This is a genomic window from Pedobacter sp. KBW01, from assembly GCF_003852395.1.
Lineage (GTDB): Bacteria > Bacteroidota > Bacteroidia > Sphingobacteriales > Sphingobacteriaceae > Pedobacter.
In genome coordinates this window covers 598,113-612,571 of record NZ_QAJQ01000007.1, presented here as the reverse complement: position 1 = coordinate 612,571, position 14,459 = coordinate 598,113, and the positions used below count along the sequence as shown (strand labels likewise).

The 14,459-nt window shown below is 40.9% G+C and carries 9 protein-coding genes; 8 read left to right on the top strand and 1 reads right to left on the bottom strand.

The window, feature by feature from the left end; genetic code table 11:
- The first annotated feature begins 11 nt into the window (after positions 1-11).
- The 6 genes from DBR40_RS09110 to DBR40_RS09085 all read left to right on the top strand — a co-directional run bounded on the left by DBR40_RS09110 (position 12) and on the right by DBR40_RS09085 (position 8,605).
- Positions 12-1,814, top strand: coding sequence for a RagB/SusD family nutrient uptake outer membrane protein (locus DBR40_RS09110; RefSeq protein ID WP_124559425.1), 1,803 nt, complete (start codon positions 12-14; stop codon positions 1,812-1,814).
- A gap of 166 nt (positions 1,815-1,980) precedes the next feature.
- A complete protein-coding gene (locus DBR40_RS09105; protein ID WP_124559424.1) occupies positions 1,981-4,329 on the top strand; it encodes a hypothetical protein in 2,349 nt (782 codons plus the stop codon).
- A 153-nt stretch (positions 4,330-4,482) separates the two neighbouring features.
- Positions 4,483-5,361 (top strand): aldo/keto reductase, encoded by an 879-nt coding sequence (locus DBR40_RS09100; RefSeq protein ID WP_158674020.1) that lies wholly within the window; start codon positions 4,483-4,485, stop codon positions 5,359-5,361.
- Positions 5,362-5,371: 10 nt separating this feature from the next.
- Entirely contained in the window at positions 5,372-6,544 is a 1,173-nt protein-coding gene (locus DBR40_RS09095) for an enolase C-terminal domain-like protein (RefSeq protein WP_124559422.1), read from the top strand.
- Between the two features lie 11 nt (positions 6,545-6,555).
- Complete coding sequence (locus DBR40_RS09090; RefSeq protein WP_124559421.1) at positions 6,556-8,115, top strand: sodium:solute symporter family transporter; 1,560 nt, start codon at positions 6,556-6,558, stop codon at positions 8,113-8,115.
- Positions 8,116-8,125: 10 nt separating this feature from the next.
- Positions 8,126-8,605: an L-rhamnose mutarotase gene (locus DBR40_RS09085; RefSeq protein WP_124559420.1), complete on the top strand. Its 480-nt coding sequence runs from the start codon at positions 8,126-8,128 to the stop codon at positions 8,603-8,605.
- Between the two features lie 21 nt (positions 8,606-8,626).
- Here DBR40_RS09085 and DBR40_RS09080 read toward each other — a convergent pair whose 3' ends face one another.
- Positions 8,627-9,487, bottom strand: a complete 861-nt coding sequence (locus DBR40_RS09080; RefSeq protein WP_124559419.1) for an AraC family transcriptional regulator — start codon at positions 9,485-9,487, stop codon at positions 8,627-8,629.
- Positions 9,488-9,701: 214 nt separating this feature from the next.
- Between DBR40_RS09080 and DBR40_RS09075 the strand changes: the two genes are divergently transcribed.
- Positions 9,702-11,615, top strand: a complete 1,914-nt coding sequence (locus DBR40_RS09075; protein ID WP_124559418.1) for a glycoside hydrolase family 97 protein — start codon at positions 9,702-9,704, stop codon at positions 11,613-11,615.
- Positions 11,616-12,013: 398 nt separating this feature from the next.
- On the top strand, positions 12,014-14,371 hold the full coding sequence (locus DBR40_RS09070) for a hypothetical protein (protein ID WP_124559417.1): 2,358 nt from the start codon (positions 12,014-12,016) through the stop codon (positions 14,369-14,371).
- Positions 14,372-14,459: the final 88 nt, after the last annotated feature.

Genomic DNA, 14,459 nt, shown 5'->3' with positions numbered 1-14,459 from the left:
GGATAAATAGTATGAAATTATATCTCAAAAATATACGATATTTCGTGTGTAGCCTGGCAGTATTGCTAGTCGTAACATCCTGTAAAAAGGGATTAGATTATAAAAATAATGGGGCCATTAATCCCGAAAATGTATGGTCAGACCCAACCATGATCAAAGCATTCTTAAACGATATTTATGGTGCTTCTATGCCTGGCTGGTCGTTTGATGGAAACAGTACCGACGAAGGTTATAATGGCGCCAAAACATTGGGTAATTATCAGCGCGGTATAATTGCGGTCGATCAGACTACCAGTGCACTTAATTATTCGGTGATCGATAAGGCAAACTTTTTCTTAGATCAGCTAGATGCAGTTGCTGTCTTATCTGCAGATATTAAAGCGCAGTATACAGCAGAAGCCAAATTCTGGCGTGCCTGGAGCTATTGGAACATGGTAAACAACCTGGGTGGTGTGCCTTTAATTTTACATACACAAAATGCCGACGATGTTAATGCTTTGTTCAAAACACGTAATAAAACTTCAGAATGCATAACTCAAATTATTAAAGACCTTGATGATGCAATCGCCGTTTTACCAGGCAAGTATGCCAGCAATGCAGATTACGGACGCATTACTAAAGTAGCTGCAATGGCTGTAAAAGGGAAAGTATTAATGACTTATGCCAGCCCTTTATTTAACCCAACCAATGATGCGAGCCGTTGGCAGGCTGCTTACGATGCCAATAAAGCGGCTAAAGATTATGCTCTTACCCAGGGACATGATTTATTTCCGAATTATAAAAATATTTGGTACACCGAAAGAAATCAGGAAGTGATAATGGTTCGCCAATATACTTTTCCGGGTGCAGGTATAGCTTTTAATTCGATTAGGCCTACACCATTAACTAAAGATGCAACAGGAGTAAACCAGCCAACTCTTAACCTTTTACTGGCTTACCCTAAAAAAGATGGTAGCCCAATGCAGTTCGATAAAAATCAAATGTCAGATCCGGCCTATAACACGCAGTTTATGACCGATTTTTATACCAACCGCGATTCCAGGTTTTACGCTACAATCTTTTTCGGTGGAACACCATATCCAACTCCTGATGAAGTTTCGCCAGTTTATGTAAAGGGAAACAGTTTCTGGGAAGTTTGGAAATACGATGCCGCAACAGATAAGTACTCAAGCGCCATGAACGTTGTACATACTGGCATGACAGGTGGCGGACAAACTGGTTTCTGGGAAAGAAAAGGTTTAGATACCACTTTAGTTGCAGCATTATATGCCCAAGGTCAAACCGATTGGCCGGTAATCAGATATGCTGAGGTATTGATGAACTATGGTGAGTGTGCCAATGAGCTGGGCAAAAGTGGTGAGGCTTTACAAGTGTTAAAAGATATCCGCCGTCGTGCAGGCATTACTGCAGGAGCCGGAAGTAACTATGGCATTACTGCTTCGGCAACAAGCGATATCCGCGATGCCTATATGAACGAACGCCAGGTAGAATTTGCTTTTGAGAATAAGCGTTTTGGAGATTTAAGACGCTGGAAACGCTACGATTTGCTTAATGCCCAAACGTTTAAACATGGTTTATATGCCACTTTAAAAGATGGAGTTGTAATTAGCCCTTCAGAGACCATCATGAATGCTACAACACGGGCTAAACTAAGGGGCGTTTATATCGATAACCTCGATGGCGATCCGAATTTTAAATTCAATCTGGATTTAAACCACTGGTTTTATGCTATACCACCAGCGCAGATTTCTCAATCTAAAAACGTGATATTACAAAATAAAGAATGGGGCGGAACCTTCGATCCGCTACAATAAGGACTCAATTAGTTAGAAATAATTAGTTATGATTAGTTTGTTTTAAAAAAGAGGGGGGCGAGCCCCCTCTTTTTGAGTATAAATGCAAAACAATTAGCCCTTACAAAAACAATAGAAAAATGTCGGAAATTAACAGCCGGCAATAAGTTTGAAAAGTGAAAAAGTGATGAGAAGTATAAAAAAAAATAAACAGATCAGTTGTTTATTATTGATCTTGGCATTTGCACAATTGCCGGCATATGCGCAGCTAAGCGATGAAGCGGAAGCACAGCAGCTGCTTAAAACTGTTAGTGGCCGTATGCGCTTAAGCATTCAGCAATATTCGGGTACCAACCTGGTTAACGAAGAACAGTTTAAGCAAAAACAACTTCAACGTAATGGTGCAAACTGGCAATTGAAAGTACAAACCGCAAAAGTAGCTGGTGAACCCGAAGCCATTGATGTAACTACAAGTTTTATTTTAGAAAAAGGAGTGGCAGCGTCAACGGCAGTATCAGCCTCATTTGATTTTAGCAATTGGAGCCGCGACAACTATGTATTGGTGCCGGCCAGTATTTATAACGGCAATCGTTACCATGCTATCGGCAATGGGTACAATCCACCTTACCCTGCAGAAATGTATTACAATCCCAATGTGCCTTTAACCATTTCCAATAATCCCAGATTGGCTATCGAAACTGGTAAGGCATCGCGCATTGAATTGCAAAGCACAAGCACGGCAACGCCGGCCATGTGTTTTTATTCGCCCAAGGTAAAAAAAGGATTTATTGTCCTTACCAGCCAGCAATCGACTTTCGGTAACAATGGGTTAAGCATTGCCGAAAATACAGCTCAGGATAGCTGTAACTTTAGCATTACGGCTCCTGCAATGCGTAAACTGGCAGCGGGTTTTGGCGATTACCATGCCAGTGGTGATAAAGCACCTGATTGGAAAAGTGGTGATGCACTTGCCCTTAGTTTCAGGGTTTATGTTTTTGCCGCCAATGGCATTCCCGATTTGCTTACTAAGTTTATGAAGGTGCGCAAGGCATTTACAGGTACTAACCACCCTCGCAATCAACTACCCATGAGCAAGGGACTTGAGTTAGCCAGAACCATTTGCGGCAATAATTTTATTACCGTACCGGCAGGAAGTTATTATACACCAGAGAACGGAAACGATTTTCAATTGGGATGGGTGAGTGGTATGATCAATACCTACCCCATGCTGGCCATGAATAACGAAAAGGAACGTAACCGTGTTGCAGCTGAACTCGATTTTGTGATGAACAAATTGCAAGGCAAAAGCGGGTATTTTTATGGAGGGATAACCGCAAAAGGGGAGATTCGTCCCGAAGAAATGAATGCCGCCTACCCTGAAATACAAGCCATGGTACGTAAAAATGGCGATGTACTGCTGTGGTTAATGAAACATTTAATGTTGTTTAAAGCACAGGGGTATGGCAATATGATTAAACCTGAGTGGGAAGATGGAGCCCGTAAACTTGCAGCAGCATTTACCAATACCTGGAAAAAAGATGGCGAATTTGGACAGTTTATTGCCCCAGCAACAGGAAAAATAGCCATATACAACTCAACTGCGGGTGCCATTGTTCCGGCCGGGCTGGCTGTGGCTTCGGCTTATTTTAAACAACCAGAGTGGTTGGCGGTGGCTAAGGCTTCGGCCAGTTTTTATTATAATCGCGATGTGGTAAGCCAGGGCCTTACCGGTGGTGCCTGTGGCGATATTTCGATGGATGCAGACAGTGAAACCGCTTTTGGCTTTATGGAATCGTTAATGGCACTCTACTATTACACGGGCGATAAAAGCTGGTTAAACAAGGCAGAAGTTCAGGCCGCACTTTGCGCTACATGGGCAATTTCTTACGATCCGGTTTTTCCGGTTAAAAGCCAGATCGGGCAATTAAAGTGCAACATGGCTGGGGCGGTTTGGGCCAGTATCCAGAACAAGCATGCCGCACCAGGCGTTTGCACCTCATCAGCCGATTATCTGTTTAAACTTTTCAGGGCAACAGGAAACAAACTGTATGCCGATTTAATAAGAGATATGCAGCACGCCTACGCAGAGGCAGTTAATGTACCACCTTACCACATCACCACCAATAACTTGCCTGGTTCGAGTATGGAACGCATACAGCCAAGCGATGCTGAAGGAAAGGGGAGTATTGGCAATTTTATTAATACCCGCAATTCGTGGACTGAAACCAACGGTATGCTTATGGCTTTGGAATTACCCGGTATTTATCTGCAAACCGATAAAAAGAAGCTCTACGTTTTCGATCATGTTTCAGCCCAGATAATAAAGCAAGATGCAAACGGAACAGTGCTTGAACTTAAAAATGAAACTATCCACGATGCCGAGGTTACCCTTTTTGCCGAAACCAGCGCTGCCGCAATAAAGCCACTGGGTTATAGCAATTTTATAAAATGGCCTAAAGCAAGCGTAAAAGCCGGAGAAATCATAAAAGTACAAATTGCAAAAAATGGAATGTTAAGTCCTTTGCGTTCCAGTTAAAATGGAGACTATACAAAAAGCATGGTTGAAGGGATTTAAAAATCAAGAAAGCATTGGTAATAGTCAAAATTGTAATAGTTATTTGCTGCCAGAAAAAATATTTTTGTTCATAGAGGTAAAGTGTAAATTAGATAGATGCAATCATCAAAATATTTGTCAAAGTGTGTTTTAGGTACCGCTGCCTTAGGTGGTATCTGGGGGGCAATCGATAAAGAAGAATCGGTTAGTGCCATACTATTGGCACTTGAATATGGCATAGAAGCCCTTGATACTGCACCAGCATATGCCGATGCTGAAGAAATTGTAGGAACTGCCCTGAAAAAATGGAGAGGAAGAATGCCGCAAATCAACACTAAAGTTGGGCGCTTAAAATGTTATGCTACCGATGAGGGGATTTATGATTATACCCCGTTGGGAATGGAGAGAAGTGTACAGGAAAGTTTAACAACCTTGGGAGTAGAAGCCATTGATGTTTTGTTTTTGCACGATCCGGATGCCATTGCACAGGATACAGATATAGAGTTGGTTTTTAAGCAAATGCAAAAATTTAAACAAGCAGGTTATGCCAAAAAAATAGGCATTGGGGGTAATCTGCCCGATTGGTTTAAGCAATACGATTTTGCATCAATATTTGATGTGGTGATGGAATTTAATCGTTTGGATGCCTGTTGTAAGGATGCACTGATTACCAGTATACCCTATTATAAGGCCAATAATATTCAGTTCTATTCAGCCAGCCCATTGCACATGGGGTTGTTAGGCAATAAGTATCAGGAATTTGTTGATACTCTACCCGTTTGGATGGATAAAAAAAGTATTGAAAAAGCCAAACAGATAAAAAAGATTGCCGATAAATATAAACTATCGTTGCCTAGCATGGCACACCGGTTTATCCTCTCCATACCAGAAGACTTTAAAATGGTAATCGGCCCTGGTAATTCCGAACAATTGTTAAAAACCTTATTTGATATCCAGGGAGGAGCTTTACCAGAGCAGGTTTTTAAAGAAATAATGAATTCAGATACAATTTAAACGAAATAAGATGAACGCTATCGATAATGAAATATTCCATATTCACTCAGTTCAAGTTAGGCGGTTAGCACCTGTGCAGGCTGTTACCCCGTTTCAGGATGCAACGATGGGGCCATTCGGTACATTTAGTTTATCGGTAATTACGCTTACAGATGAAGACGGAAATATAGGCGAAGCACCGGTTTTTAGTGCGTATACCCATCTGCTAGAGGTGTGTATGTTGCCAATCTTATTTCACAGTCGCAATATTACATATAAAGAACTGTACCAAAAGCTCTATTGGTCTATTCGAAACGAGGGTTTTAGAGGCACAGCTGCGTCTATACTTGGAGAGATCGATTTAGCCTTGCATGATTTGGCTGCGCGGCGGAAAAGAAAGCCACTGCACCGTTATTTAAATGCCGATAGAGACGATGTATTGATGTATTGCAGCGGTGGGGGTACCAATTATTCGTATAAGGAACTCGAAAAAGAGATTGAATATTTCCTGCATTGCGGTACCGATTGCATCAAAATGAAAGTAGGGAAGAATTTCGGGACTGCCATGCAAGAGGATATTGCGCGGGTTAAGCATGTGCGTAAAATAATTGGCGATGATATTAAACTGGCAGTAGATGCCAATCAGATCTGGAATGTTGATCAGGCTTTGCAGTTTATTAATGGGGTAGAATCAGAAAATATCGAATGGTTTGAAGAGCCTGTACATTCGGCTTCAATAACAGATATTGCCTTGTTATGTGAAAAATCGGCCATTCCTATTTCTTTTGGCGAATCGGAACGGAGCGCAAAAGTATTTCCTGCATTAAAGAATGCTGGTGTGCAACATTTGCAACCCACTCCATATTACCTGAGCAGTATTGGAGAGTGGATGGAGGTACGCGATTTAGCCATAGAAGCAAATCTCGATTTTTCATCAGGAAGTTATTCTTTATTTACTGCTGCTATTTTAGCTGCTGCCCCCGATCATTTCAGGGTTGAATACCTATACACGTTAATGCAAGGGCTTGAAACATATTTTTCAGTGTGCCCTCAGTTAGTAAAAGGAAGATTTGTTTTGCCCAACATTGAAGGATTGCCAGTTAGAATTGACTGGGATTACTGGAACCGCAAAGGTAAAATAGATTTTGATAAAACCTGGACGGCAGAAAAATCAAATTCCTACAGTCCCATCGTTCTACTTTAAATCGCAGGTATATGGATGTTTCATTAGCCCTTATCGATTATGTTGTGCTGCTTGGATACCTCATTATGCTCCTTTTTGTGGCCTTTTATCTAGGGCAGAAAAAGAAGAATGCCGCCGATATTTTTTTAGGCGGAAGAAGTCTTACCTGGTGGCAAATCGGCTTTTCTTTATTCAGTGCCAATGCAGGCCCAATGATGTTAATCGGCTTTGCCAGTATCGGCTTTACCAAAGGGGTTGTGGGTAGTAATTTCGAGTGGCTAGCCTGGATTTTCCTTTTGCTCCTGGCTATGGTTTTTGTACCCCACTATCTCACTACCAAAGTAAGCACCATGCCACAGTTCCTGATGGTGAGATATGGAAAACGGTCTTATAACTTTCTAACCATTTACAGCCTCGTATCCATTATGGTGGTTTGGTTAGGAAGTGGTTTGTATGCAGGCGGCTTGTTAATTTCGCAGATATTTAACTGGCCCCTATTTAAAGCAATGGTATTGGTAGCCATTATTGCCACTAGTTTTACCACTTTGGGCGGACTTAAGGCAGTGGTGCGAACTGGCGTTTTTCAGTCAATCATTATCATCCTGTCTTCCATCGTACTTACTGTATTGGCACTCAATAAAATTGGCGGAATATCAAAACTGTTAAGTGGAGCCCCATCCTCATACTGGCATTTATTTCAACCTGCTAAAGATCCCGAATATTCGTGGGTGGCCATTATTTTGGGCTATCCCGTTGTGGCTATTTATTATTGGTGTACTGATCAAACTATTGTTCAGAAAGTTCTGGCTGCAAAAGATATCAAAGAAGGCCAGTACGGTGCTGTTTTTATTTCGGCGCTTAAAATCATTATGCCCTTCATCTTTATATTTCCCGGTATAATGTGTTTTGTTTTATATAAAGATATCGCCAAACCCGATAACGCTTATATTACCCTGGTTAAGCAGCTCATGCCACCGGGTTTAATGGGTTTATGTATTGCAGCGTTAATTGCGGCTTTAATTGATACCATTTCTTCGGGTTTAAATTCGTTCAGTACTGTTTTTACTTTGGATGTGGTTAACCAGTATAAAAAGCTTAATGAAAAACAAAACCGGTTGGTTGGTCGCGTGGTAACGGTTCTGGCAGCGGTTTTGGCTTTGCTTATTGCCACATTATATTCCTATTCGGGTAAAGGCTTTTTTGATTTAAGTCAGGGTTTGGTATCTATTCTGGCGCCACCGCTTTCAGTTGTTTTCTTAATGGGCGTTCTATGGAAAAAAGCCAACAATAAAGCAGCCGAAACTGTATTGTACGGAGGTGGTTTCCTTTGTGTTGTATTGGGGCTTTGTCATATCCTCAATTATCCATACAAAGGTTATTGGCCGCATTTTTTACTATTGTCTTTCTATATCTTTTTAGCCTTATCGGTTATCATGGTACTGGTTTCGGTTTTTACCAAAAACACCCACGAGCACCCGCTATTATCTATTGCCGAAACCAACAAACAGTTTAAATATAAATCAACGAGGGTTTGGCTCTTATGGGCTATACTTGCGGTTGTAATGGCAGGTATTTATATTATCTTTAATTAAAAACTATTTTATGGCCGAACAATTTCCAAACCAACTAATTTCGAGTAATACAAGTGTTTTAACTGCTAACTTTCGCCGCATTTTATTTGCAGCCTTTTTGCTTTGTTTTTCTATGTTGGGATGCCAAAAAACGCCCGATAAAACAAAAGACAAAGAACTGGTTTTTGTAGTAAACCTGGTTGATGATGAAAAAAAGGTTAAGGAATACCTGGATTACCATAAAAAAATCTGGCCAGAAGTTGAAGCCGGTTTTAAAAAGGCGGGATATAAGAAAATTACGCTTTACCGCTTTAATAAAACGATAGTGATGATGATTACCGTACCCGAAAATGCCGATTTAAACCATATGGGGCAGGTGGCAGAATCGTACAGCGAAAAATGTAAAGCCTGGAACCAGCTGATGAGTAAGTACCAAGTAGGAGTTGCGGGGGTAGCTCCTGGACAAAAATGGGCCCAAACTGAAGAGATCTATTCTTTTATTAATCCGTAATACAGTTTACGGATTAATCATTTAATCTGCATACTCTTTTACAAACGACCTTGGCGACTGACCTTTAATTTCTTTGAAGTGTTTATTAAAGTTCGATAGGTTATTGTGCCCGCTGCTATAACAGGCTTCGCTCACATTACAGGTGCCTTCAATTAGCAGTTTGGCGGCAAACCCAATCCGTACCTCTTTAATAAAATCAAGCAGGGTCCGGTTGGTTTTAGCTTTAAAGAACCGGCAAAAGGCAGCAGGGTTCATATTTACTAAGCCCGCTACATGCGAAAGTGAAATCGTTTCTTTGAAATTTTTGAAAATGTAATCGTAAATCAGGTTGATTTTATCGGCATCGGCAGAGTTATCAACGATATTAAAACCGGGTGTAGCCAAAATAGAATACTCGCCCGATTGCGCCAGTACATCGAGTAAGTGCAACATTAACGAAGCCCTGTGCAGGCCTTTGCTTACCAGCATTTCCTGTAATAAGCTTTTCGCCGTTTCTAAAGTATTGCCCGTAAAACGAATTCCTTTAGAAGCATTGTGGAATAACTCCTTTAAATGACGGGCTTCGGGTTTATCCAGTAAATCTTTACCCAAAAAATCAGGGAAAAAATGAACTACAGTAACACGGGGTTGCTGGTAGCTGTTTACGCTTCCATAATATTGCCAGCAATGTGGCAAATAACCGCCCATTAATATCAAATCAGATCCTTTAAAATCTCCGGTATGGTCACCAATAAATCGTTTGCCTTCGCAGTTCTCAATCAATGCAATTTCAAAGTTGAGGTGACACTTCATATGCGTGTACTTGATCAACTCAAGTGGCTCAGTGCGGATGGTAAATGATTGGTTAGGTGGAAAGTTAAAGTTCTCGTATCTGTATTCCATAAAATTGTATTTCTACTGTATAAATATCCTGTTTTTAGCTGAAATGTGCAAGTATATTTGGAATTAAGTTGCTGATTTTTGAAAATTTTATTTGATATTTTGTATGTTTTCAACTTTATGTACGTATTATTTTAAAATTATTTGAAATAATATTTTGTTTGATATCTATTTTTTTAGTGTATATAAATTGTTGTTTTATTAGTGAAAATAATCCATGAAAAAAATAATCCCCATAACTTTCTTCATGCTCCTGGTGCTTATTGTGGGTGCCAAAGACATGAAAATTTTAAGCCCTGATAAAAAAATTCAGTTAACCATAAGTACGGGCTCAGCCAATAGGCCAGGTTTAAACTATAGTGTAATGTTTAAAGGGCGGGTAGTGCTTGCAGCTTCGCCTATGGGGTTCGAATTTGAGCACGAAATTCCTTTATCTAATCACCTTGAGGTGGTTTCGGTTAACGAAAAATTAAATAATACTATGTGGAAACCTGTTTATGGCGAGCGGAGTAGTTATCCTGATTTTTACCGGGCTGTTACCATTCAGTTGAAAGAAACAACTAAACCTTTCCGCTCGTTTTCTATCGATTGCCGGGTGTACAATGAAGGACTTGCTTTCAGGTATAATATCAATACCAACAAACCGCTAACCATTACCCGCGAGCTTACCGGTTTTCAGTTTACTGACGATCACCCATCGTGGATTGCACAGCACTCACAGGCTAGCTATGTAGAAGGGAAGGTTAGTAAAACAATGAATGAATTGGAAAGGCCTTACGTAATTAAAACCCAGCCCGATTGTTTTGTGGCTTTGGGCGAGGCCGCTTTAACCGATTATACACAGATGAGGTTTAGCCGTTCTGCTATCGACAGCTTATTATTGCTGGCCGCACTTAAAGGAAAAGTGCTTTTCGATCACAGTTTTTCTACTCCCTGGCGTTATGTGATGATCGCTGAGTCGGAAGCTAAGTTGTTGGAAAATAATTATCTGGTATTAAATTTAAATAAGCCTAATGCGCTGAAAGATGTGCCGTGGATAAAACCTGGCAAAGTCATTCGCGAGGTTACTTTAACCACTACCGGAGGGAAAGCATGTATCGATTTTGCCGCTAAACATAAGCTCAGCTATGTAGAATTTGATGCGGGCTGGTATGGGCACGAATATGATAATGCCGCCAGTGCCCTGGCCGTAAATGTCGATACTTCCAGGTCTCCAGGACCTTTAAATCTGCACGAAATCATTGATTATGGTAAGCAAAAGGGGGTTGGCATTATTTTATATGTTAACCAAAGAGCCCTGTCAAAACAACTCGATACCATTCTTCCATTGTACAAATCGTGGGGAGTAAAAGGCATCAAATATGGTTTTGTGAATGTAAGCTCGCAAGCGCATATTACCTGGTTGCACGAAGCCATCCGGAAAGCCGCTGCCCATCAGCTGATGCTCGATATTCACGACGATTACCGCCCAACCGGTTACTCGCGTACTTACCCTAATTTAATCACCCAGGAAGGTGTAAGGGGAGATGAAGAAAGCCCTGATAACAGACAGGCCTTAATTACTATATTTACCCGTATGCTGGCTGGTGCTGCCGATGCTACCAATTGCTATTTTGCTCCGAGGGTTAATCAAATGGGCTCGCATGCCTCGCAGATGGCAAAGGCAATTTGTATTTACAGCCCATGGCAGTTCGTGTATTGGTACGATAGGCCCGTAGGTTCGCCCTTGGGTAAAGGCGGAGCGGGGACTAACACTTCGGCGGCAAAAACAGCAGTGCCGGTAATTGAAGAAATTCCCGATCTGGGTTTTTACGATGCCTTACCAACCGTATGGGACGATACTCGGGTACTGGAAGGCAAAATTGGCGCTTATGCAACCATCGCCCGAAGAAATGGCGATAACTGGTATGTAGGATCTTTAACCGATCAGGCCAGAAAGTTTAGTTTAGCTTTCAGTTTTTTAAAAAAGAATGTAAAATATGAAGCAACCCTTTATGCCGATGATGACAGCCTGCAAACTGATACTAAAATCTACATCAGGCGGATAAAAGTAGATTCGGCAACTGTTTTAGATCTAGATTTAAAAAACAAAAATGGAGTAGCGATAATTATAAAAGCCTTAAATCGATAAAAACGATTTCTAACTCAACGCTAATATGGTTTTACAATCATCAAAAAAGCATCAGTAAAAGTCAAAATCTGAGGAGTTTTTAAGGAGCGCTGTTTCTAATTTAGGCCAAACAAATCATCCCTTCTTTGCTCTTGGATTAAGTATACAAGCTCTTCCCTGCCATTTGGTTGGGAAGAGTTTTGGTAAATACTGCAGGGATTTTAAAATCTATTGGTAAAAAATAGAACGGCGAAATCAAAGCAAACACTATACAGTTTTAATACTTTTCAAGTATGCTGGTGCAAATAAAACATCAATATTGGTCAATTTGTCATCAGTTTTGAAGACTTTAAATTGGCTAATTTAGCAGTGATATGATCATCGATCATCTTTTTGATAAACAACACACAAACAAATTTATGAAGAAAACATTATTGATTAATTTTGTGTTGCTGCTATATTTTGTGAGCAGCCAGGCACAGTCTATTCAGCTAAAAACCGACGATCTGGGACTGAATATTTCCTCATCAGGGCAAATTACCGCCATGTTAAACCCTAAAACGGGCAAGAACTACGTGGCTGCCGGAGTAAAAGCACCTTTGTTAAAAATCCAAACCGGTGAGCAATGGGAAGAACCTGAACAGGCTGCATTCAATCCTAAATCGGGTACCATTACACTGACTTTTGCAGCTTCAAAAGTTTCTGCCGATGTTAAAATTAGCCAAAAGAAAACCCACCTGGTTTTTGAATTGATACGTTTAAGTGCAAAAGATAAAGTAAACGCGGTGATTTGGGGGCCATATCCAACCGTTATTGCTAAAACCATTGGCGAAGTGGTTGGTGTAGTACGCGATGGTAGTTACGCGATTGGACTTCAAGCTTTAAATGTGAAAACACTGGGCGGTGTGCTAAATAATGCAGAAGGAGCCGATTATTCAAGAGGTTCGGTAGCAGTAAGTCAGCCTTATGGTAGTAGTTTGCAGGCTTTTAGTCTCGATCGGTCAAAAGATAGGAAGCATACTGTTTGGAACCAATATCCCAATATGGCCGTTAAGGCAATTGCAAACGAAACCACTGTAGGTTCGAAAATTGCACTTTTTGGATCTCCTGAAAATGAGGTGCTAACGCGTATTGGTGCAATCGAACTTGCCGAAGGCCTGCCACATCCCTTAATTAATGGCGTTTGGCACAAACAGTCGCCCGAAACCGGACGAGCCTACATGATTTCTGATTTTGATGAAAGCAATATCGATTCTATGTTGAACTATACGCAGCAGGCAGGACTAATGTCGCTCTATCAGGAAGGACCGTTTCAATCGTGGGGACATTTTATTTTAAACCCTACAGCCTTTCCTCATGGGAATGCAGGCATGAAAGCTTGTGTAGATAAGGCATCGAAAAAAGGTATCCGTATCGGTGTGCATACTCTTAGTAATTTTGTGAATACCGACGATCCTTATGTTACGCCAATGCCCGATAAGCGGCTTGCTTTAACTGGTAGCTCCATCTTAACCGAAGAAATAGCGCCCACAGCTACAGAAATTACAGTCGAATCCAACGAATATTTTAAAAATATAAAGCCAAGTACTTTACACGCAGTAGTTATTGGCGATGAAATTATCCGTTTTCGTGAAGTAACGGCTACAGCTCCTTACAAATTGCTCGATTGCCAGCGTGGAGCTTATGGTACAAAAGCTACTGCACATGTTAGAGGAACAGCGATCGGGATGATGATGGATTATCCTTACAATACACTCTTTACCAGTTTTAACCTTCAGCAAGAAATTGCCGGGAATTTAGGTCGTTTCTTTAACGAAACAGGCATTTCGCAAATGGATTTTGACGGACATGAAGGTTGTTTGTCGGCCGGAGAAGGTGATTATGGTATGCAGGCTTTTGCCGAAAAGGTTTTTAAAGATACTAAACACACTTTGGTTAATGGCACCAGCAGATCTAGCCATTACTACTGGCACATTTGTCATTACTGGAACTGGGGCGAGCCATGGTATGGTGGGTTCCGCGAATCACAGGGTGATTACAGATTAGAAAATCAGCCCTTTCTCGAAAGAAATTACATGCCTAATATGTTAGGCTGGTTTTTACTTTCCTCAACTACCACTGCTGAAGATATTGAATGGATGATGGCCAGGGCTGCCGGTTATCATGCCGGTTTTGCTTTGGTTGCGCGGTATAAAAGCCTGCAAAAAAATCCAAATACAAGCCAGTTACTCGCGCTCATTAAACTTTGGCAGGAGGCTTACAGAAAGAACATTTTTAGCGCAGACCAGCTTAGCCGGTTAAAAAATCCTGAAAACGACTTCCATCTCGAACAAAATAACCAGGGCTGGAAGTTGTATCCTTTTAAAAAAAACAAATTTGAACACACCAAACAACTACTACAGCCCGGGCAACCAACCTTTTCAGAATGGCAATTTACCAATAGCAATGCCGAGCAGCCTTTAAATTTTACGCTTACATTTACTGGTAAGGAAGGAGTAATTCGCAATCCCTGGCTCGAGCTGGACGGTTATTTTAAACTCGAACTACCAGGCGAATTTGAAGCCGGCACTTCAATTGTATGCAATGGTACAACAGTTAAAGTTTATAATAGTAAAGGTGGTTTTAAAAAGGAAATTACCTTAAAGCAACCTGTTCCAGCTTTAAAAACCGGTAAACATACCATCAAATTTGATTGCGGATTTACTGATGAGAGCGAAATAATCAACCGGTTTATCATTAAAACCATCAGTAATGCAGAGGTGATTCCGAACAAGTAATTATCAGATTTATGCCCGTTACACCTGTTATTGCCAGGCTGCGACAAATAAAATCAAAACCTCATTTTTCAGTGGTTTGTGTTAGCAC

Bases quoted from the DNA above. Each gene is read 5' to 3' on its own strand.
- DBR40_RS09075 (WP_124559418.1), top strand. From the start codon at position 9,702: ATGAAAAAAATAATCCCCATAACTTTCTTCATGCTCCTGGTGCTTATT.
- DBR40_RS09110 (WP_124559425.1), top strand. From the start codon at position 12: ATGAAATTATATCTCAAAAATATACGATATTTCGTGTGTAGCCTGGCA.
- DBR40_RS09080 (WP_124559419.1), bottom strand. From the start codon at position 9,487: ATGGAATACAGATACGAGAACTTTAACTTTCCACCTAACCAATCATTT.
- DBR40_RS09085 (WP_124559420.1), top strand. From the start codon at position 8,126: ATGGCCGAACAATTTCCAAACCAACTAATTTCGAGTAATACAAGTGTT.
- DBR40_RS09105 (WP_124559424.1), top strand. From the start codon at position 1,981: ATGAGAAGTATAAAAAAAAATAAACAGATCAGTTGTTTATTATTGATC.
- DBR40_RS09090 (WP_124559421.1), top strand. From the start codon at position 6,556: ATGGATGTTTCATTAGCCCTTATCGATTATGTTGTGCTGCTTGGATAC.
- DBR40_RS09095 (WP_124559422.1), top strand. From the start codon at position 5,372: ATGAACGCTATCGATAATGAAATATTCCATATTCACTCAGTTCAAGTT.
- DBR40_RS09070 (WP_124559417.1), top strand. From the start codon at position 12,014: ATGAAGAAAACATTATTGATTAATTTTGTGTTGCTGCTATATTTTGTG.